Origin of the sequence: Nocardia implantans (assembly GCF_035544775.1) — a bacterium.
GTDB classification, from domain to species: Bacteria; Actinomycetota; Actinomycetes; order Mycobacteriales; family Mycobacteriaceae; genus Nocardia; species Nocardia implantans.
Genome location: NZ_JAYKYQ010000006.1, coordinates 294,389 through 314,373 on the forward strand (window position 1 = coordinate 294,389; position 19,985 = coordinate 314,373).

The following is a 19,985-nucleotide window of genomic DNA, read 5'->3' on the forward strand; positions in this document are numbered from 1 at the left end:
CGAGCGGTCGAGCTGCGCCCGCGCTACGGATCGAATTCCGCGTTCAGGTCCTGCCTGGTCCGGCGGAACGGGAACGCCACGGCCACACCGATGGCCAGACCGGCCAGGCACACGATGGAGCCGAGCACGGCGATCCGGCGCGGCCGAGGGTCCGGGCCGGGCGGACGCGCCGGCGCTGCGACGGCTCGGGCGGCGTCGGCGTCGGCGCTCACGGGTTTGTCCGGCAGTTGCGCGGTCAGCGCGGCGAGCGGATCGATCAGGCCGTGCCCGATCCGGTCGTCGCGGCCGGTGCCCGGTCCGTGCGCCGTGCGGACGATGCGGTCCATCACCTGCTGGGCGGTGAGTTCGGGGAAGCGTGCGCGCACCAGCGCGGCCAGCCCGGCCACATAGGGCGCCGCGAAGCTGGTGCCTTCAACGGCCCTGATGCCGTCGGTGGTCTGGACGCCGTCCACCAGCCCGGTCGCGCCCGGCTTGCTGTCCAGCGAAACGATATTGCGGCCGATCGCGGCGACGCCCACCCATGGGCCGTGCAGCGACAGCTCCGACACCTGGCCGGTCGAGTCCACCGAGCCCACCGACAGCACATAGGGCGTGAACCAGGCCGGGCTCGCGACCGTGGCCACCGAGCCCCAGCCCGACCCTTCGTTCTGTTTCGAGCAGGCGCCGTCGGGTTGCAAGTTGCCCGCCGCCGCGACCACGACGACATTGCGGTCGTAGGCGTACTTCACCGCCGCGCCGAGCGAGGCGTCCGCGGTGTCCGATCCGGCCGCGGTGCAGGCGACTTCGGAGATGTTGATGACGGTGGCGCCGAGATCGACGGCGCGGACCACCGCCGCCGCCAGCGTGAGCACGCTGCCGTAACCGTCGCTGCTGATCTTGCCCGGCGGATCACCACGCCCCGCACGGTCTTTCGGCTCGTAGGCCAAGCTCAGCTGCCGGATGGTGAGCAGGTCCGCGTCGGGCGCGATGCCCGCGAAGGCGTCGCCGGGGCTCGGCTGGGCCGCGATGATCCCGGCGACCAGGGTGCCGTGGCCGTCGCAGTCGACCGTTCCGTCGCTGTCGGAGACGAAATCGCCGCCCGGTTGCAAGGACCGCAGCCGCGGGTGCGGATTGACCCCCGTATCGATGACGGCCACCTTCTGCCCCGCACCGCGGCTGAACTGCCATGCGGACGGCAGATCCAATACCCGCTGCGCCATCGGGGGCTCACTGGGCGGCGCGCCGGTGAGCAGGGGTTCGGCGCACACGGCGCGCTGTTCGGTCGGTTCCAGCGGCGCGGGCCGCACGCTCAAAGCCTGTGCGACGCCGAGTGCGCCGGGGTCGATCCCGGGCGGGGTGATCGCCCGGGCGGCGGGCCACGGCCCGGCAATCGCGGCACCGACAACCGTTGCCGCGCAGGCCATCCGCATGACGCTGCGGCGGGATGCGCTGCCGGTCATATGTTCCGGGCCATCGAGTAGATGTTCATCACCCACAACACCAGGGGGATCACCGACACGATCAGCAAGTACTCGAAGATTTCGATCATCCGCCTGGTCACCGGGGTGACCTCGATGTGAGGGCCGATCACCCCGAACCCGACCACACCGGTCGCGAACGCGAGCAGGATGCCGGCCGCGAGCAAGGTGTGGTCCGAATCGCCGACGGCGAATCCGGCGGTCAGTGCGACCGATGTCAGGCAGCCGCCGCCGATCAGCGTCGCGGCCTGGACCAGATCGGCGAACGAGCGGCCGCGCAGCGCGAGGATGATCGCGGTCACGACCGCCAGCGTGACCCCTTGCCAGCGCGGCGAACCCAGCGGATCCGCCACGCCGAACGCGCCGACGACCGCGCTCGCGGTGCAGGCCGCGATCAGTCCGGACTGGAAACGGTTGGCCGTGCGGGCGCGCAGCCCGAGTCCCGCCGCGGAGGGCAGCGCGCTGGCGCCGATGGCGCCGATGCCCTCGATGGTCGGTCGCGGTTCGTGGTCGGCCGGGTCGATCGCGCCGCCCGCGGTGGGGACCGGCGGAATGGGCAGCCGCGCAAGCACGGCCGCCAGCCGCGGCACCGCCGAGATGATCGCGATGCCCGCCACCAGCAGACCGGCCGACAGCTTCGGCAGACCCGGATGCCAGATCAGATGGATCGCCGCGGCGACACCCGCGATCACGGCGAGCGCGGCGGCACAGGAGAACAGCGTCGCGCCCGCGCCGGTGATCCGGTAACCGAGCAGCGCCGCGATCAGCAGCACCGAGCTGCCCAGCAGCAGATGGGGACTGCCGAGCGTGCCGGGGACCAGCAGCGCAGCGCCGCCGAACAGCACCAGCAGTCCGTCCAGTGACAGCCAGGTCGCGGTCACCGGGTCGGAGTATCGGTGCGCGGCGATGCCCGCCGCGACGAAAGCCGCTGTGCCACAACCGAGCAGGGCGAGAGCGGGCGCGATCGGATCGCCGTTCGCGCGGGAGACCACCAGCACGGCCAGCGTGACCAGCACGGTGAGCGCCGAGACGACCAGGCCCATCCAGCGGGCGGCCACTCCCGACCAGCTCCGGAATTCCTCCGCCGTCAACCGTGATACCGCGTCGATGACGTCGTCGAACAGCGCGGGCGCTTCCTTCGCGGCGACCGACCGCAGCACCAGCAGCTCGCCGTCGTAGACCTCGGCCTCGGTGAGCGTGCGGCTCGGCGCGATCGCCTCGCGTCCGAGCCTGGCCAGCGTCCAGTGCCGCGCGTCCAGCGGCGCCGCGTCCTCCTCGGCCTCGGGACGCTCCGGATCGCGCGATTCGATGAGCGCCACCAGATCGCCGATGAATGTGGCGATCGGCACGGTGGCAGGCAATCCGACATCGATCTGAGTGTTTCCACCGATGACCGAAACACGACTCAATACGGGTTCGGTGGCACGTGTGCCGCTCGCCGACTCGATCAACGGCAACCTTCCCCCGCCCTCATCCGGAACAATGATTCTCGCATCGACACCATTTGCTGGAACCTGTCCTGAGTACCCGACTTCACCACTCGTCGAGCACACTCACACATAGCCGACTCTTGCGTTGCGACCTCCCGGCAGCTGAACCTAATGTAACGGACGAACCGGGCCGCGCGCGATCGGTAGTCTGGTATCCAGATGAACGTCTCTACTACGAGAAACGAAGATTTCGGGGTTCGACAGCAATGACCGGCAACCGCCAAGCACAACGCGCATTCGATGCCGGAATCCTGTCGCTCGGATTGTCCATCGAGGGGCAAGAATCCGCACGTGATCTCGACTACGCGAAACTGGCTTTTCAGCGCGCCACGGAGTGGGATCCCACGATGTGCGACGCGTGGCTCGGCCGCGCCGCCGCGGGCGAGCTCACCAAGGACGTTCTGTTCAACCTGTACAAGACCAGCGCGAGCACGCTCTACCGCGAGCAGCGCAGGCTCGGGTTGCGTCCGCGCGAACTCGCGGGCCGGTTCCTTCCCGGTCTGTACATCGACTATCCGCTGGCCAACCACACCGAGATCACGCTGGCCTGGGCGGCGCATCTGATCGCCGACAAGGAGTACGACGAGGCCGAGCGAGTGCTCGACGAGCTCGACACGTTCCGCCGCGGGCAACTGAGCAACCCCGAGGGCGAGATCGACGACCGCATCTGCGCGTATGTCCGTGGCGTGCTGCACTACAACACTCAGCGCTGGCCCGATGTGATGGCGGTGCTGGCGGGATCGGCGGAGTGGGAGGATCCGTACCTGGCGGCGGGCGCGCACGTGATGGTCGGCACCGCGTGTGCCCAGCTCGGCTTGTTCGGCGAGGCCATCCGGCGGATGCAGCAGGCCGAGGCGGGCCCGATCCCGGCGGCCCGGTCGACCGCGATGTTCTGTCGCGGCTTGTGCCTGCGGGAGTCGGGCAACGAGGACGAAGCCCAAGCCCTGTTCGAGAAGGTGTACTCGCAGGCGCCGGATTTCGAGGCGAACGCGGCCGCGATGCGCGACCGCACCTATCGGATCACCGTCACCAGCCGCGAGGTGATCGACGCGCGGACCGACAAGTGGGACCCGGCGTCCTCGCCGTCGATGGAGCAGATGGCGCAGGCCGAGAGCCAGGACCGGGCGAAGAAGATCCTGGTCGAGGCCCGTGCCGAACTGGACTCGCAGATCGGTCTCGCCTCGGTGAAAACCCAGGTGGCGAAGCTGCAGTCGTCGGCGCAGCTGGCGAAGATCCGGGCCGAGAAGGGCTTGGCGAGCCAGCCGCGCGGCCAGCACCTGGCCTTCACCGGGCCGCCCGGCACCGGTAAGACCACCATCGCCAGGGTGGTCGCGAAGATCTATTGCGGCGTCGGCCTGTTGAAGACCGACAAGGTGGTCGAGGCCAAGCGCGTCGACTTCGTCAGCCAGAATCTTGGCGGCACCGCGATCAAGACCGAGAAGCTGATCGACACCGCGATGGACGGTGTGCTGTTCATCGACGAGGCGTACACGCTGATCCAGACCGGCCTGCAAGGCGGCGACGCGTTCGGCCGTGAAGCGGTGGACACGCTGCTGGCGCGCATGGAGAACGACCGTGATCGCCTCGTGGTGATCATCGCCGGCTACGACGGCGAGATCGATCGGTTGCTCGCCGCCAACGACGGCCTGGCCTCCCGTTTTTCGAAGCGCTTGCAATTCCCGTCCTACACGCCCGACGAGCTGGGGCAGATCGGCCAGGTGATCGCCCGCAAACGCGATTCCGACCTGTCCGAAGGAGCGCTCGAGCAGCTGGTCCGGGCCTGCGAACGCCTGTACGCGATGCAGAGCACCGACCAGAGCGGTCAGCCGCGCCGCGGCGTCGATCTCGCGGGCAACGGACGGTTCGTCCGCAACGTGATCGAGGCGGCCGAGGAGGAGCGCGAATACCGCCTGGCCAACGACGAATCGCTGGACCTGACCGACATCGATGAGGCGGTGCTGCGCCGCATCGAGGCGTCGGACATGGAGCTGGCCTTGGCCGGCTTGCTCACCTCGCTGAACGTCGGCTGGACGGACTGAGTCCGAGGGCGGACCGCGCGACCGGTCCGCCGCGGCTCATTTCGTGGGCAGCGAATCGTGGCTGACCAGCGCTTCGCGCGCCGACAGCGTGGGACCGGGGACCAGCTGGCCGATGATCGCCCACGGCGCGAGGCGCGCAGAGCCGCCGAGTCCGAGCACGTTCGCGGTGGCCGCGTCCGGAATGCCGTAGCGGACGCCGGTGTCGGCGACGTAGAACAGGCTGTCGCGGCGCGGGCTGCCCGGCTCCATCCCGGTAACCTGCACGAATTCCCCTGAGCCCGGGGGGATGTAGGCCGCGTCGACCCGGTCGCCGACGCCGTCGGAGGTGGACACCTCGACGGGTTTCGCGGACTCCGCGATCGGCAGGCGAGTGCCGACCAGCAGGCTGACCGCGGCTCGCTCACCGGGGCCGTCGCCCGCGTTGTCCTCGCTCGGCCCTGGAGCGGCGCCCGGCGACTTCGCCCAGGCCACGCAGGCCACGGGCGCGTCCTCGGCGGGCAGGATTCGCGGGGTGCGCACCGGGAAGTCGTCGACCGGCAATTGCCGGACCACCGGAACCCGGTCCAGCACGTCGGGCGGCATGGTCGCGATCTCGCGCATGCCGTGCGAGTCGGCGTACCTGATCACCTGCGCGGTGAACGGCGATATCGGCTGCAAACCGTCGGCGAGCACGACATACAGCGCGGAACCGCCGTCGGGGCCCACGCCGGACACCGAGATGACGCCGCCCACCGGGATCTCCGACAGCGGGCCCGGCCCGCGCTCGCCAGCCCGTGGGATCTGCGGCGGCGTCAGCGCCGGCACCTGCGTCGTCGCGCCGAGCAGACCGGTGCCGACCGGACGCGGCCGCTGGGCGCGCAGGTCCAGCGCCCTGGCCATCACCGAGTTGGCCGGGTCCACCTCGGCGCGCTTGCCGTCGTAGACCAGGTAGGTCTTGTTGTCGCGCCGCACGAGCAGGGCCTCGTCGTGATTCGCGGTCCGGATCCGGTCCGCGAGCGCGGGGTGGCCCGCGATCACCGTCGTCGTGCCGCCGGAGGACGAGGCGGCGCTACCGCCTTCGGACAGCGCGATGGTCTCGCACAGCGACCACTCCGACTTGCTGCCCTGCGCGGAGCCGGGCAGCGCGCTCGGCGCTCCCGGAATGCCGAGCAGCGGCCCGCGCGGCAGATCGTTGAGCTTGTCGTCCTTCACCGCGTGCGGCTCCGCGTCGGCGCCCGTGATCAACCGCGCCGACGCCAGATTCAGCACCGGATGCAGCGTCTTGCCGCCGTCCTGGCCCTGCACCACCACGTACAACGCGCCGCTCTGCTTTCCCGAGACGATCACGGCGTCGCCGATCGCGCCCTGCGGACGCAGGAAGGCCAGGATCGCGGCGCCCGCCACCACGAGCACACCGAGCACCGCGCCGACGAGCAAGGAGCGGATCTGCGAACGCATCGGATCGTGCAACATGCGCACGTCGCGGCGGACCAGCGCGTGATCGAGCCTGCGCAACAGGAATCGGTATCCGTTGACCTGAGCGCGGGTGGTCAGCTGTGCCGGCACATGGTCTCCATCGAGCTATCGATCACCATTCTCTTCGACACGGTACCGTAATTCACCGACGGCCCTGAACCGATGGAATCACGACCCGATCGACGGCGGCCGTCACGAAACGAAGCGGGGACGAACAACGGTGAACGAAACGATGAACGGCGAGGCAACCAATAGTGAAATAATGGATGCGCCGCCGAGAAATCAACGCCGATCGGACTACGACACACTGCGCGATCCGGAATTCTGGTTGTTTCGCATTTTTCCGCTGCGCGTGGTCGTGCCAGTGTCGATATCGGCCGCCGCCGTCGCGTGGATCGTTCTCGCCGTCGGCGATTCGATCCGGGGCGCGATCGCCGCGGGCGCGGTGGTCGCGCTGGCCGGTCTGGTGCCGGTCGGTGGACACACGCCGGCCGAGCGCATCGGTAGCGCGATCGCACGCAGGCGCCCGGGATTGCGCCCGGCCGAACGCCTGTCGCAGGCGCCCGCGCTCGACGTGCCGCTGGCCGAGGGCGGCGCCTACGGGGTGCGCTGGGACGGCGACCTGCTGCTCACCATGCTCAGGATCGATCCGCCGCCGGACACGCTGACGCTGCTGGATCGTGGCTCGCTCAGCACCGATCAACTGCTTCCGCTGCCCGAGATCGCCCGCTGCCTCGATCAATTCGATCTGACCCTGGCGGGCATCGACGTGGTGAGCACCGGCGCGCGCACCGCGGGCACCGGCGTGGCCGCGCAACTCTACGACCGCATCCTCGGCCCGCTGCCCGCCATCGCGCACCGCACCTGCTGGCTGGTGCTGCGGATGGATCCGCTGGCCAACGCCGAGGCGGTGGACAAGCGCGGCGGCGGTGGCAGCGGCGCGCTGCGCACCGCGATCATCGCCACCCGCCGGGTCGCCAACCGGCTGGCCGCGCACGACATCGCCGTTTCCGTGCTGACCGCCACCGAGATGAACGCCGCGGTGCGTCAACTCACCCACGGCTTCGATGTCGACCAGCTCGCCGAGTCACCGAAAACGCTGGAGTACCAAGGCCGTTACCTCACCCAGTACCAGATCGCGGCCGACATGATCGGCCCGCGCGGACTGGCCGGCATCTGGGCGGTGCCCAGCTTGTCCACCACGGTGACGTTGCGCCTGCGGCCGGGAACGGGCCGCCACGACCGGCACACCGATTTCGCCGACACCGTGGTGCTCAACGCCGTCGTCCGCTTCGACACCGTCGCGCCGCCCGAGGAACCACCGCTGCCCGGATTGCGCGAGCTGATCGGCAACCAGCTGCGAATCCTGTTGGACACCCTGCCCATCGGCTACGCGGGCCGCTGGGGCAGCGACATCGCCTATCGCGGCACCCTGGCCGCGCTGGCCGAGTTCGCGGTGCCGACAGCGGGCTGCGGCCAGCTCATCGGCGCCGACGAGCGCGGGCAGGGCATCGCGGTGCCGCTGATCGGCGAGGGCACCAGGCACCTGGAAGTGATCGGCAATCTGGATCTGGCTCAGCAGGTGATCCTGCGCGCCACCGCGCTGGGCGCCCATGCCATCGTGCACACCGCCCGGCCCGAGGCATGGCACACCATGGTGGCGAATCTCGGTGCGCCGCAGGTCCTCTCGATCGCTCCGCGGGCCGCGGGCGCCAGCTACCACCCGCCCGCTCCCCCGCCGACGCCCGCCGCTCCCTATCCGAGCACGACGGTGCTGGTGTTCGACGGTCTCCCGCCGATCGCGCACGCGGGCGGCGCGACGATCGTGCACGTGCGGCGGCCGGACGATCCCGGCAGGTCGGTCGACGCCGACGTCACGCTGGTGCAGGATCCGCAGGCGCCGAACCGGATCACGGTGCGCACCGCCGCGCGCAGCGCGACCGTACTGATGGTCACCACACCGGACGAGATGCACTACATCGGCGAGTCGCTCGCGGCCCGCTGACCGCACGAAGCGGCCGGCTGGAACCCTTACCGTTCCAGCCGGCCGCCGTTCGGCGCTTCGCGCGCTCAGAAGGAGGCGAAACCGTCGCCGACCTTGCCGTCGGCCTCGATCGCGCGGTTCAGCGCGTTCTCGACCTTGACGCCGAGGTTGTCCAGCTTCTGCAGCGTGTCCTCCAGCTCGGTGGTCAGGTCGTTGTGCGCCTTGTTGAAGTTCGCGACCGCCTGCTCACCCTGCAGGTTCTCCCGGAACGACGCCGCGGCGCCGTTGAGCTCGTCGATCTGCGCCTTCATGTTGGAGCCGTACTGGTTGAGGTCACTGACCATCTCGGTGATGGCCGGGGAGTTGTACTTGATGGTCATTGTTGTCTTCCTTCTGCTGAGAGATTGGGATCCGGCCGGACGGCAGCACCGTCCAGCGGTCAGGCCAGACCCGCCTGGTCGGAGCCGACGATGGTGTTCTTGCCGGAGGTCACGGCCTGCGAGAGCCGGTCGAGCTTGCCGTTGAGCGCGGTGACCTCGTCGTGCCATTCGGCGGCGGCGGTGTTGAACTCGCGGTGGGCGTCACCCTGCCAGCCGCGCGCGACGGCCTGCACCGACTCGTCGATCTGGTTGATCGAGGTGCGCAGCGTCGAGATCGAGTCCTCCATGCGGCTGACAACGCTGTCGATGCCGCCCTCTTCGACACCGTAGGTGTTCCCCGAGCCGTCGCCGAGAGTTGTGTAAGCCATTTCGTGTGGTCCTTCCGTCAGAAGTGTTGTTGGTGCGGAGATCCGGACGATCTCACCGAGCAATGTGGCAACCGAGTTTTCTTGCGACTCGACAGCTACTGAGGCAGCCACCTCCCCCCGGGCAGCCCTTCCAGCAATGTGGCGACCGCCTGAGTCACCCGGTGGTCGGTGCCCGTCGTGACCGTCGACCAGATCTGCTGATCCGGCGCGACCATGGGGGCGACGACGATGCGGCCGCGGCCGGTGTCGTACACCACCACCGCGCCGGGCGCCCTGCTGGTCAGCCCGTCCTGATGGGCGTAGGCCACGATCTCGGCGTAGGCACGGCAGGAGCCGAAGGCGAGTCCGAGCACGGCGGCGTCACGCTCACCGACGCCGAGGGCGTACACCGCGTCGGCGAAATCACCGGAGCCTTCGGCCGCGTCCATCCGGTCGGCCAGTTCGCCAGCGGGTGCGCTGAATCCGGTGATCTGCGCGGGTTCGCACGGTCCGAGCGCGGCCAGCAGTGGGCGAGCCAGTGACGCGTCCGAGCCGTCGGCCCAGAGGGATCGCACCTCGAAGCTGTCGCCCGAGCGCACGGCGAGCGCGTGCTGCTCGCCCCGGCGCGCCAGGCAGAAGCGGCGGGCGCCGTCCTCGGCGTAGACACGGGCGACGAGCTCGCGATCCGGCTGCGCCAGCACCAACAGAGCTGCGGCCAGGCCGGATTCGACTTCGCCTTCTGCGTCGAGCAGGCCCGCGCCGACCAGGCCGGACAGCGCGCGCTCCCGTGCGGCGCGATATTCCTCGATCGAGTCCTGTTGCGGCGCCACCGAAAGCACCAGCGGCAAGGTCTGCACACCGAGCCGCTCGGCGACGACGAGCAGCGCGTCGTTCGTCAGTGACGTCACGGCGCACCTCCCGGCTCTGGACTGGTCTCCGTCTGCGCGACAGCCGCGGGTTCGGCGCCGCCGAGCACCGCGGGCGCGGCCTGGATGCCGCCCTCGAAACCGATCTGATCGCTGGTCTCCGTCGGCAGGCTGGCGCGCGGGAATCGCGCCGCATCCGGTGCGGACCCGGCCTGCCCCAATGCCCCTGGAACGAGCGGAGCCGGTTGGCCGCCCGTGTTCACCGTGGTGGCCTGCGTCGTGCGCGGAACGACGTCGGCGGCTGTGGCCGACTGCGCGTACACCGGCGCCTGATAGGCGGTGCGCACTCGCGGCATCGCCGGGATGGGCGCCGTCCCGATCGGCAGCGCACCGATCGGCGCGGCACCGCGCGGCACCGCGGCCGACTGTGCCGCCTCGGCCTGTTCGGCGGCCAGCGCCTGCTCCGGCGCCACCACGGGCGGCTCCTGGTGCTGCCACGGCAGGGCCAGCGGCTCGGTGGCCAGCTCGTAGTTCCGCATGACCCGCGAGGCCACGGCCTTCGCCGCGTCCTGGTCGGCATCCGTCTCGGCGGCGATCGCGCGGATCGGCCCACCGAGCATCCCGCCCATCGACTCCAGCATCCGCTGTAGCTGCTGCAGGTTTTCCAGGTCGGCGGTATCGGGCATGGCCAACCGGGCGATCTCGTAAGCGGTGACCTGGGCCTGGAATCGCGCGGCGTTGGCCGCCGCAGCGGCGGCGGCGTCGACCAGCCAGTCCCGCAGCGTCGAGATCTGTCGCAGCACCTCGTCGCTGCGCCCCGACTGCCAGGCTCCGCGCACGTCCGCGAGAACCTTCTCGTACTCGGCCACAGCGGCGCCGAACGACGCGGCCAGGCGCGACCACGCGGCGACGGCTTCGGCCATCGGCACGGCGCCCGGCCCGGTGGTGAGATCGCGCGCGAGCCGCTCGGGCGGGCGCGCGGTCCACACCACGCCGGTGAAACCTGGCTGCGGTGGTTCGATCATTGCTGCGGAGGACCTTTCGGTTGCGCGACGACGGTCAGGCCGACCGGCCGCCCGTGGTGTCGAAATCCGCCGTATTCGCCGATTCCATGCCGTCGAACCGGTTCGACTGCAGCCGCAAGGTGGCCGCCAGCTTGCGCAGTTCGTGCACGCCCGCCTGCGCGCCGGCCAGATACGACGACGCGACGTCGTTCGCGGTCCGCGCGGCTCGGCCGGAGACCTCGTCGGCCCCGGCGGGCACGACGGTCAGCGCCTCCTCGGTGGCGCGCAGATCCGACGCCAACCGGTCGGCCAGCGCGTCCAGCCCGGATGACGCCTTGGCCGCCGTGACCGAGTCGAAACGCACGCTGTCGTACATCTGACCCCGCCCGTCACTCATAAGACCCTCCTGTGTACTGCTCGGCACTCGCGTCAGAGCGTGAGTTCCTTGTCCGGCGGTGGTTCCGATGTCGTGTCGGCCGCGCCGACCACCGGCAGCGAGACCCCTTCGATCCGGCCGACCACTTCGTCGCCGTGCTGGCCGGTGACCATCTGGCCGCGCAGCGCGTCGGTGGTCGATTCGCCGTCGCGGGCCAGGCCCGCGCTTGCCATGCCCGCACCGCCCATCGGCACATATCCCGTCCCGGTTCCGGTCCCCGCCGCGGTGGTTCCCGCGACGGTGGCGGACGACGTTCCCGCTCCGGTACCGGCGGCGGTGGCGGCGCCGATGTTGCCGAGCGATCCACCGGCCACGCGGGTCCCCGGCCACGGGTTCAGCGGTGCGGCGGCCGCGGCGATCGCGCCGGGGAAGCCACCGCCGATGCCACCGGCACCGCCCGCGCCACCGGCGTGCTCGCCTTCCTTGCCCTCCCCGGGTGCGTCCTCGGCTTCGTGCGCGCCGGGCGCGCTGATCGATTTCGGCGCCAGCAGCGAAGGATTGGCCGCCGCCAACTGTCCGAGCGACTGCGCCACCTGACCGGCCGTGCTGATCAGCGGCGTGATCATGCTCATCAACTGGGTGAGCTGTTCGGCCGACTTCACGCCCGTAGGCGCGTTCGTGATCGGGACCTTCTGACCTGCCTGCGTCATGCTCGCGCTGTGACCGACCAGCTCGGCTTTCGTCTTGGCCGTGATCGCCAGCGCCTCGGTGGTCGCCTCGATCGCGGAGGCGACCAGGAAGCCCTGTCCCCCCGGCGAGGCCGCCAGCAGGGGCGCGAAGGCCATGGTGGTGGAGAACTTCGCCAGCACCGCCGCCATCAAGCCGGCGCCGGTGAAGACGCTGCCCGCCGCGTTGCCGAGCACCGCCTTCTCCTGCGTGCTCTGCGCCGCCAGCTCACCCGCGTCGGTCTGCGCCTCGCCGGCCTTCTTCGCGGCCTCCATCGCGGCCATGCCCTGCCATACCGACATCAGGGTCTGCACCAGGGAGGAACCGACCTGCATCACCGTCTGCATCACGGTGGACACGTTCTGCAACAACTGAGTCGGGTCCACCGGGGGAGCCTGCCCCGCGGCGGGAGCACCGGCCTGCGCCGGCGCGGGCGCGGCGAGCTGACCGGTGCCGAACGCGGAGGCGAGATCGGTCAGCGGGCGCATGAGCGCGCCCAGATCGATCGTCGGCAGCGGCGGCAGCTCCGGCAGGTGCACGAAGGCGGGCAGCTCCGGCAGATTCGGTAATCCCATGCTGCGCAGGACATCGTTCACCGGCAGGTCGAGCATGGGCGCGAGAGCGCTGCCCCGCAGCAATTCCAGGACCGTGGGATCCAGCGGATCGGCGCCAGGCGGCGGAACGGCTCCCGGCGTGGTCATGACCGCGCGCGGATCGCTCCGATGGCCGCGCCCGAGGCGGTGTCCGTGCCCTCGTAGGTGGCGGCGGCCTGATGTGCCGTCAGCGCGGTGCCCGCGTGCACGGCGGCGAGCTGCGCCACCGACGACAGGTGATTGGCCTGGGCGAAGGCGTACGAGACAAGGAACTCCTGGCCGATCAGGCCGAACACCGGGACCACCGCGGCGACCGTCGCGGCTTGGTCGGTCGCGGCGATCGCTCCCACTCCGGCGGCCATGGCCGCCGATTCGCTTCCGTACACACGCAGCGCATCCGGGACTACTTCAATGTGACTCATGATCATCGTCCAATCCCGAAACATCCCCCGACGTTTCGTATTCAACTCTACCCAGCGCGGACCGCTTATCGCGATCCCATAGTGGTTAACATCCGGTGACTACCCGGTGGCCTCCTCATTGAATGCGGTGATAAGCGCGCCGCGTTGCGCAAAAGCCTTGTGCGCGGCCGCTCGCGCGGTATCGACGACCGTTTTCTCGAACTCCTCCGGCGAAAGTTTCGACGCCGCGGCGGAAAAGCTCAGTCCGACCAACGCGGCGTTACCGTCCACTTCCGCGGTCACCGCGCCGTCGGGCGATGTCTCGGCTACCCGGATCCCGTTCACGGCGTCATGGAGATCGGTGAGCCGGTAGAGCTGATTGCGCACCCGAGCGATGAGCTCGTCCATTGTTTCGACCATGCCGACCTCACGAATTCCACTGCCGCTCAGACCGATCGCAGCCAGCTCTGCGGTTCGGTGTCGTACTCCTGCTCGTCGATGAGCTCCTGCGTCGCCACCTGCTGTTCGGTGGGCAGTCCGGTCAGCGCCAGCATCTCCGCGGTGAATCCCAGTTGCCGCAATTGCGCCCGCCGCGCCAGACCCGCGCGGTTCGCCGCCTGTCTGCACAATCGCAGCACCTCGCCCGCCAGTGCTTCCGGGTCGCGGCGCAGTTGATCGGCGTCGACCTTGATCCCCAGCGGCAGACCCGTTTCGGTGGTGCGCACGGAAATCGAGCCGGTGAGCGATGTGGCCACGAATTCCGTCGGGAATTCTTCGATCGGGCCCGGCGTGATCATCCGATACCTCCTCCGGTCGAAATGGCATCGCGCATACGTCGATCACATCCGCTCGTCTTTGATGGTTTGGACTACTTCGGCGATCCGCGCGTTGATCAATTCGGTCAGCCGCCGCACGTCCGCCGCGACGACCGTCGGCGGATTGCCCGGCACGATCGCATAGCGCCCGTCGTCGACCAGATCGCGCCAGGCCAGATCCACTCGGGCGATACCGCGCGGACCGAAGCGCGAATGCCCCTGCTCCACCACGATGGTGCCCACCGTGGCGGCGGGCGCGCGATCGAAGGACTCGCTGCGGCTCGCCGCGCGGTCTTCGACGTCGTGCACCAGGGATCGGCCATAGGAGTGGTCGAGGCCGTCGCCGTCGGGCTCGATGAGATCGAAGGCGCGCCCGCGCCCGGCATCGACCTTCGGCAGCGCGGCCGCCACGGCGTGGCCGAGCGACAGCGCGTCGTGTTCGGCGACGGTGAATCCCCCGGTCGGCCGTTCCGCTCCCGGTTTCTGAGTCACCAGGAACGCCCGGTCGCCCTTCCGGCTGGCGAGCATGCGGATCGAACCCTTCGGATTCCGCGCGTCCTTGCCGTCGATCCCACGGATCACCAGCCGGATGTCGGGAACCATGAGCACGTCCATCAACTCGTCCAGCGCACGGCCCCATCGGGTTCGGATGCGCTGCCACGCTTCGTCTTTCTGCCTGCGCGCGTCGTCGTAGTAGGTCGTGCCGCTGAGGTAGAAGAACGGGTCGGGCAGGCTCTCCTTCGCCGCGTGCCAGGCCGCGGCGAATTCGAGACCGGAGAACTCCCACGTGTCGTTCATTGCTCGACAACCGGTTTCGCTACCACGGGCGCCTCACCCAGCGCCTCTTCCAGATGCTCGGTGGAATCGAGATAGTCGGCGCGCTTGTGCTCCTTCTGCTGTCCGCCCTGGGCGGCGCCGGGGCCGCCCATCGGCATGCCGGGGCCGCCCATCATGCCCTGGCCCGCCGCGAGACCGGCGCGCCCGGTGGCGGCCGCGGTGACGGCGTTCGACGCTGCCCGCGGGAACAACTTCGACGCCTTCTCCAAGTTCTGGTTCGCCGCCGATTTCGGTGCGCCGGGACCGCCCGAACCACCGGGGCCGCCCGCGCCCTTCGCCAGCGCCGACTCGAGTTTCTTCGTCGCGTCGGACAGATTCGGCATCCCGGGCAAGCCGGCCAGCGCGGCCTGCTGCGCGGCTTGCTGGGCCGCCTGTTGCGCGGCGCTTGCCGCCTGCTGACCGATCTGCTGCGCCTGTTGCGCGATCTGCTGAGCGGCCTGCTGCGCCTGTTGCGCCAGCTGCTGCGCGGCCTGCTGGGCGGCTTGCTGCGCGGCCTGCTGTTGCTGCTGTTGCTGCTGGCGCTGTTGCTGTTGCTGCTGTTCAGCGGCGCGACGCTGGGCGTCCAGTTGCGCCTGACGCTGTGCGTCTTCCAACGCTTTGCGCTGCTGTTCGGCCTGCCGCTGGGCGTTCTGCATCGCCCGTAATTGCGCAGGGCTGGTTCCCGGCCCCGGCGCGGCGCCCGGTCCGGGACCGCCGGGGCCAGGCCCTGGTCCCGGCACCTGGCCGGTGGTCGGCGGAATGGGATCCGGCAGCACCGCGATGACCTTGTCGGTCTCCTCTACGCCGGGAACATATGCCGCTTGCATCGCTCGCACGTAATTGCGAACCGCGGCTTCTTCCTTCCGCTGCCGGTAGGCCTCGTCGGTCTCGCCCGTAGTTCGTGCGGGCGGATAGTCGTCACCCTGCTGGAGCAGCACTCCGGTGGTGTACAGCCATTCCGACACGTATTCCAGGCTGTCGCCGATGAGCTTCATATTCGTATTCAGCTGATCGGTTCCGGTGCCATAGGCGGTGATCGCTTGGCGGGCCCGGTCGGCGCCCCCATTGTTGTTCGGACTGGTCCAGCTCGCCCTGCTGGTCGTCATCTGATTGGTGAGGATGTCGAACGTTTCCTTCAATTCCCCGGCCAGCCACCGCCAATCCGACGCGGCTTGCGCGACCTTGATCGGCATACTCGGACTGCCGCCGGTGATCGAGGAAATGATCGTCTGGTACTGGGAATAGGTGAAGTTCTCCGGGTCATCCGCATGCACACCCCGGGGCTCGAATTTCACCTCGCCGGGGTCGGCCAGACCGGCCGGCAATCCGTGGTTTTCCTCGGGCTTGCGTTTGCCGACCTCGTTCCAGTCCGGATGCGCGTAAGTGTTGCCGCTGCCGTCGCCCGCCGTGGTCAAACCGGCCGGATCCCGACGCTTCGAGAGATTTTCGGTGATCCCTTTGTGTTCACTCACTCGGCGCTCGAGCGTGGCGAAATCGACCCGGTTGTCCTCCTCGGTACCCCGGTAGTGCCTGGCCGCCGCGAAGAAAGTATCGGTCAGATCATCGAGGATGGTGATGTGGTCGTCCAGAATGCTGCCCAGCTCTTTTCCCTTTTCCGAGAAGCGGGAGGCGAGCGCCTCGGCCGAGAGCAACAGATCGGCGAACGGCGGAAGGGAATCGATCTTCGACAGTTCCTTCTTGACCGACGCGATGCGGACGCGGACGCCGTTCGCCGCGTTGATCAGAGCTTCGAGCGCTCCCGGGCGCAGCTCCAAGGTGCCGTTCTGCGCCTCGCGCGACAGGCCGCTCCATGGATTCGGCTGCTCAGACATGCCACGCTCCTTCCGTCCCTCCGATTCGGAAGCTCGCCGCCGGTGTTGTCACCGCTGGGAAGAGCGCCGAGTGAGCACATGCGGCCAGGCGAGATACGATGCCGCAGTCCGATCCCGGAGCCCATGACTCCGACCCGCACAACTGCATACCTCCCCGACGTGGGCGTCGACGATGAGCGCGCCACGGCGCGGTGACCCGTTCGCCCCCGCGTACGGGATCACGCTCCTGCGCCCGGCAACTCATACGCTGACGACCCTCCTCATCGCTGGCGTGCCGCGAAGGCTGTGCGCCACAGGTCAATCTGGCAGCCGGTTCTTACGGCAAGCCGAATATTGTCTTACGACGCACCAACGATTCTATGGTGAGTCGGGTTGCCTGCGCATGTACAGCCCCGAATCCCGGTGGCTCCCGCCACGCCCCGAGCCAGCCGGATTACGCTGCGGCACAGCAGGAAAGCGGAGGTCAGGACGCGCCGACCGGGCCGTGCCGGTCCCGGAACCGCCGCTCGAACTCCGCTTGGTAGACCGACGGCGCCACCGAGGACGAAGACCGTTCCAGCACACCGTCGTCGGCGACGTAGTAGATCGCCCGGCCGATCGCGATCTCACCCGGCTCGACCGGGAGGTACACCATCCAGCCGACGCTGATCCGGTCGGCGCGCAGGTCGTCCAGCGGATAGTTCGCGAGGTCGGCGCCGCTGTCCCGGAGGAACCGCTCCACCCGGGCGAGCGCGTCCGCCCGCGACATCGGCTCCGGCGCGGTCATGGTCACCCCGGCCATGGTGAGCTGGAAGAAGGCGCCGTCCACGTCGAATCGTTCGTCGTCGAAGACACCGGCGAGCGCGTCCCGCGTGACGCCACCGGTTTCCGCCGCGGACACCAGCGCGCCGACGGCCGCGCGCCGCTCGTTCGCGTCGTCGCCGAGCAGGCCGCCGACGATGTCCACGACGGTCTCCGAACTCCACACGCCCGGCATCGCCTCGGCGAACCGGGCCGGCGCCGGTGACTCACCGCGGTACCAGCGGCCGTTCTCCCACCAGTAGCAGAACGTCAGCAGACCGCTGGTGCAGCGGTGGTTCAGCACCTGCCCCGCCACCCATTCCGGCGCGCCCGCGTACAGGTCGGGCAGCCGGACGCCGTCGTTGTAGGCCGCGGCCAGTTCCGGGGCGTTCCACACCCCGCCGGAGAGCACGGCACGCCCGCCCGGCAGCGAGTACAGCGAACAACCGCTTCGCTTGGCTCCCTCGAACCAGCTCACGGAGGGCAACAACCGTGGTCCCCAGGGTGATTCGGCCGCGACGAACGCCGCGGCGAGCACGGCCCAGCGGGCGGCCATGAGCGGGAACGGCGGCAACTCGTCCTCGGACGCGACGGCGCGCACGCCCGCCTCTCGGTCCGCCCGCGCCTGTGCCGCCGCCACCCGCGGCGGCCGCGCCTGACGATCACCGTGTCCGAGGTAGGCGCCGAGCCAGACCGGCAGCGAATCCCGTGGAAAAGCCGCCAGATCCGCGAGGTAGACCTCCGGCGGGAACAGCTGGTCGTCCGGGAACGGCTCGTCGCCGTAGTCGTAGTCGACCTCCATCCGGCCATCGCTGGTCAGCGTGAAGAGCAAACGCCACCACGGTCCGTCCTCGAGCCCCGCCGCCAGCTGCCGATGCTCCCGGACCAGCGCCACGACCTCGGGATCGGGAGTCACCCGTGCGGTGCGCTCCTGATCGTCGGAGTAGACGGCCAGCGCGATCTCCGCGGCCACCGTCAGCGCGAACACCGCGTCGACCCGCTGCCAGCCCGCCGGGCCGCCCGCGGCGAGCTCGCGGGCGACCTGGTGCATGAGCGTCTTGGCGCGCTCGGCGACATCCTCGACCGGCGCCGCTTCGGACAAGGTGAAGCCGACATCGGGCTCCTGCGCTGGCTGCTGAGCTGCCGCTTCGGCCCCGTGCGCCGCGCTGCCGGTCGGTGTCTCGGCGACACCTCGTTCGTCGCCGGTGGCCGGGCCGCCTGATCTGGTCACGTCGTGGAAATCCCCTCGTCCACCGCATCGGAGCGGGCGTGCACGCCACGATGCCTGTTGTCGTTCATTCGCACGGCGCCGGTTCGCACGCGGCGCTCGTCACGGTTCCTGCCGCAGGCCCAGCAGCGGCAGGTCCAGCTTGCGGTTCGCCGAACGTTCGTTCCACGCCGCATAGGCCAAGGCGGTGGGGGCGGCGATGCCGAACCCGTCGCGCAACCCGGTGACGACCATGTCGGCCAGCCGCCGGTATTCGGTGGTCGGACTCGGCCAAGCGAGCTCGATCCACCAATTGCTGTGGCTCGCATCGCGTTCGTGCCAACCCGATTCGGCGATCAGCGCGCGTCGCTCGGCGCCCGCTTGCAAGGCGGGGTCGAGCCACTCGTCGTCGACCAGTTCGGCCGACAGCGCATCGTCGAGCTGGAGGAACTGGGCGTATCGCCGTCGCGGTCCGGCATCGGACTCCACCAGCTTCACAATGGAACCGGCGCGCAGCGCGGCCAGTTCCGCGGCCAAACCGGCGGCGAAATCTCCCCACCCGGTCAACTCTGCTCCTGCCCCTCCAGCTCGATGGCCTGATCGTGCAGTTCGAGCCAGGAATTGGCGGTGCGGGACAGCTGGACCGAGCGGCCCAGGTCCGCCACCACCAGCGTGGTTTCCGGACCCGCCCACCGGACCTCGGCGGTGGCGCCGGGGACCCTGGCGGTCGGTTCGCCGAGCGCGCCGGTGAGCGCCGCGACCATCGCCGCGAACGCGTCTCTCGACCGGGCCCTTCCGTCCGCGTCGTCCGGGGCGAAATCGGTGACGCGCAGTTTGATGTCCACGATCAGGCCGTCCCGGCCGTGGATCTTGCCGCTGGCCATCCCGAAACCGGCGTCCAGCATCGCCCGGTCCGGGTGAGCGGTCAGTACTTTCCAGCCGAACGTCTCGGCCAGCCGCGGTACCGCGTCCATCGGCTGGGGATCGTCGAGCGACCGCAAGGCTGTGGCCAGGTCGACGATCTCGCCGTCGGTCAACGCGCGCCACTCGGTCATGTGCCCACCTTAGGTCGTGACATCGGCGCTCACCGGGCCGACCGGCGACGATTGATCTCCTCGATCTTGCGGGCCAGCGCCTCCTTGCGCTCGCGGGCGTTGGAGCCGTCGAGCTGGCCCGCGAACGCCGAGCGGGCCGCGTCGACCAGCGCGTCCGGCACCTCGGGATACGCTCGGGCGATCGCCCACAGGGCGTCCTCGGTCTTCATGTCGAGGCCGGTCTCCGTGCGGATGCCGCCGCCGGTCAGCACGGAGCGGAGCATCTCGTCGAAATTCTCCCGCAGTTCGTCATCGGTCGGATGGTCGATCCGCATGATTGCTCCTCACGTCGATGGTTACCTTGTCGCATCGTCGGCTTGCGG

20 protein-coding genes are annotated in these 19,985 nt (G+C 69.6%); 2 read left to right on the plus strand and 18 right to left on the minus strand.

The genetic code is table 11. The features are described from left to right. Positions 1-23: 23 nt before the first annotated feature. Both mycP and eccD read right to left on the minus strand, forming a co-directional pair. On the minus strand, positions 24-1,439 hold the full coding sequence (gene mycP, locus U3653_RS16850) for a type VII secretion-associated serine protease mycosin (protein ID WP_323124509.1): 1,416 nt from the start codon (positions 1,437-1,439) through the stop codon (positions 24-26). After that, positions 1,436-2,914 carry a type VII secretion integral membrane protein EccD gene (gene eccD / locus U3653_RS16855; protein WP_323124510.1) on the minus strand — a complete coding sequence of 493 codons (1,479 nt, stop codon included), beginning with the start codon at positions 2,912-2,914 and terminating at the stop codon, positions 1,436-1,438. The genes mycP and eccD overlap by 4 nt, the downstream gene beginning before the upstream one ends. A gap of 239 nt (positions 2,915-3,153) precedes the next feature. On the opposite strand from eccD, the gene eccA reads away from it, so the two are divergent. Beyond that, on the plus strand, positions 3,154-4,986 hold the full coding sequence (gene eccA, locus U3653_RS16860; RefSeq protein ID WP_195080624.1) for a type VII secretion AAA-ATPase EccA: 1,833 nt from the start codon (positions 3,154-3,156) through the stop codon (positions 4,984-4,986). Between the two features lie 36 nt (positions 4,987-5,022). On the opposite strand, the gene eccB is transcribed toward eccA, so the two are convergent. Continuing rightward, positions 5,023-6,531 (minus strand): type VII secretion protein EccB, encoded by a 1,509-nt coding sequence (gene eccB, locus U3653_RS16865; RefSeq protein ID WP_195080406.1) that lies wholly within the window; start codon positions 6,529-6,531, stop codon positions 5,023-5,025. Between the two features lie 130 nt (positions 6,532-6,661). Here eccB and eccE point away from each other — a divergent pair, with 130 nt between their 5' ends. Next, positions 6,662-8,446, plus strand: coding sequence for a type VII secretion protein EccE (eccE, locus tag U3653_RS16870; RefSeq protein ID WP_323124511.1), 1,785 nt, complete (start codon positions 6,662-6,664; stop codon positions 8,444-8,446). A 65-nt stretch (positions 8,447-8,511) separates the two neighbouring features. On the opposite strand, the gene U3653_RS16875 is transcribed toward eccE, so the two are convergent. The 15 genes from U3653_RS16875 to U3653_RS16945 all read right to left on the minus strand — a co-directional run bounded on the left by U3653_RS16875 (position 8,512) and on the right by U3653_RS16945 (position 19,937). Beyond that, a complete protein-coding gene (locus tag U3653_RS16875) occupies positions 8,512-8,805 on the minus strand; it encodes a WXG100 family type VII secretion target (protein ID WP_195080405.1) in 294 nt (97 codons plus the stop codon). A 59-nt stretch (positions 8,806-8,864) separates the two neighbouring features. Beyond that, complete coding sequence (locus U3653_RS16880) at positions 8,865-9,173, minus strand: WXG100 family type VII secretion target (protein ID WP_195080404.1); 309 nt, start codon at positions 9,171-9,173, stop codon at positions 8,865-8,867. A gap of 95 nt (positions 9,174-9,268) precedes the next feature. After that, the gene (locus U3653_RS16885; protein WP_195080403.1) at positions 9,269-10,060 is read right to left on the minus strand and encodes an ESX secretion-associated protein EspG; all 792 of its coding nucleotides are present in this window, start codon (positions 10,058-10,060) and stop codon (positions 9,269-9,271) included. Further along, positions 10,057-11,043 carry a PPE domain-containing protein gene (locus tag U3653_RS16890; protein ID WP_195080402.1) on the minus strand — a complete coding sequence of 329 codons (987 nt, stop codon included), beginning with the start codon at positions 11,041-11,043 and terminating at the stop codon, positions 10,057-10,059. Before U3653_RS16890 ends, U3653_RS16885 begins: the two co-directional genes overlap by 4 nt. Before the next feature lie 34 nt (positions 11,044-11,077). Continuing rightward, entirely contained in the window at positions 11,078-11,419 is a 342-nt protein-coding gene (locus U3653_RS16895; protein ID WP_323124512.1) for a PE family protein, read from the minus strand. A 32-nt stretch (positions 11,420-11,451) separates the two neighbouring features. Then, the gene (locus U3653_RS16900; protein WP_195080401.1) at positions 11,452-12,825 is read right to left on the minus strand and encodes a hypothetical protein; all 1,374 of its coding nucleotides are present in this window, start codon (positions 12,823-12,825) and stop codon (positions 11,452-11,454) included. Continuing rightward, the gene (locus tag U3653_RS16905; RefSeq protein WP_195080400.1) at positions 12,822-13,139 is read right to left on the minus strand and encodes a type VII secretion target; all 318 of its coding nucleotides are present in this window, start codon (positions 13,137-13,139) and stop codon (positions 12,822-12,824) included. The genes U3653_RS16900 and U3653_RS16905 overlap by 4 nt, the downstream gene beginning before the upstream one ends. Positions 13,140-13,238: 99 nt before the next feature. After that, positions 13,239-13,526: a YbaB/EbfC family nucleoid-associated protein gene (locus U3653_RS16910; protein WP_323124513.1), complete on the minus strand. Its 288-nt coding sequence runs from the start codon at positions 13,524-13,526 to the stop codon at positions 13,239-13,241. Positions 13,527-13,564: 38 nt separating this feature from the next. Beyond that, on the minus strand, positions 13,565-13,915 hold the full coding sequence (locus U3653_RS16915) for a hypothetical protein (RefSeq protein WP_195080398.1): 351 nt from the start codon (positions 13,913-13,915) through the stop codon (positions 13,565-13,567). Between the two features lie 42 nt (positions 13,916-13,957). After that, positions 13,958-14,731, minus strand: a complete 774-nt coding sequence (locus U3653_RS16920) for an ESX secretion-associated protein EspG (protein WP_195080397.1) — start codon at positions 14,729-14,731, stop codon at positions 13,958-13,960. Continuing rightward, the gene (locus U3653_RS16925) at positions 14,728-16,581 is read right to left on the minus strand and encodes a hypothetical protein (RefSeq protein WP_195080396.1); all 1,854 of its coding nucleotides are present in this window, start codon (positions 16,579-16,581) and stop codon (positions 14,728-14,730) included. The genes U3653_RS16920 and U3653_RS16925 overlap by 4 nt, the downstream gene beginning before the upstream one ends. A 463-nt stretch (positions 16,582-17,044) precedes the next feature. After that, on the minus strand, positions 17,045-18,592 hold the full coding sequence (locus U3653_RS16930; RefSeq protein ID WP_323124514.1) for a hypothetical protein: 1,548 nt from the start codon (positions 18,590-18,592) through the stop codon (positions 17,045-17,047). A gap of 99 nt (positions 18,593-18,691) precedes the next feature. Next, on the minus strand, positions 18,692-19,135 hold the full coding sequence (locus U3653_RS16935; RefSeq protein WP_195080395.1) for a TY-Chap domain-containing protein: 444 nt from the start codon (positions 19,133-19,135) through the stop codon (positions 18,692-18,694). Beyond that, on the minus strand, positions 19,132-19,623 hold the full coding sequence (locus U3653_RS16940; protein ID WP_195080394.1) for a DUF6301 family protein: 492 nt from the start codon (positions 19,621-19,623) through the stop codon (positions 19,132-19,134). The genes U3653_RS16935 and U3653_RS16940 overlap by 4 nt, the downstream gene beginning before the upstream one ends. Positions 19,624-19,652: 29 nt before the next feature. Next, positions 19,653-19,937, minus strand: coding sequence for a hypothetical protein (locus U3653_RS16945; RefSeq protein WP_195080393.1), 285 nt, complete (start codon positions 19,935-19,937; stop codon positions 19,653-19,655). Positions 19,938-19,985 lie beyond the last annotated feature (48 nt).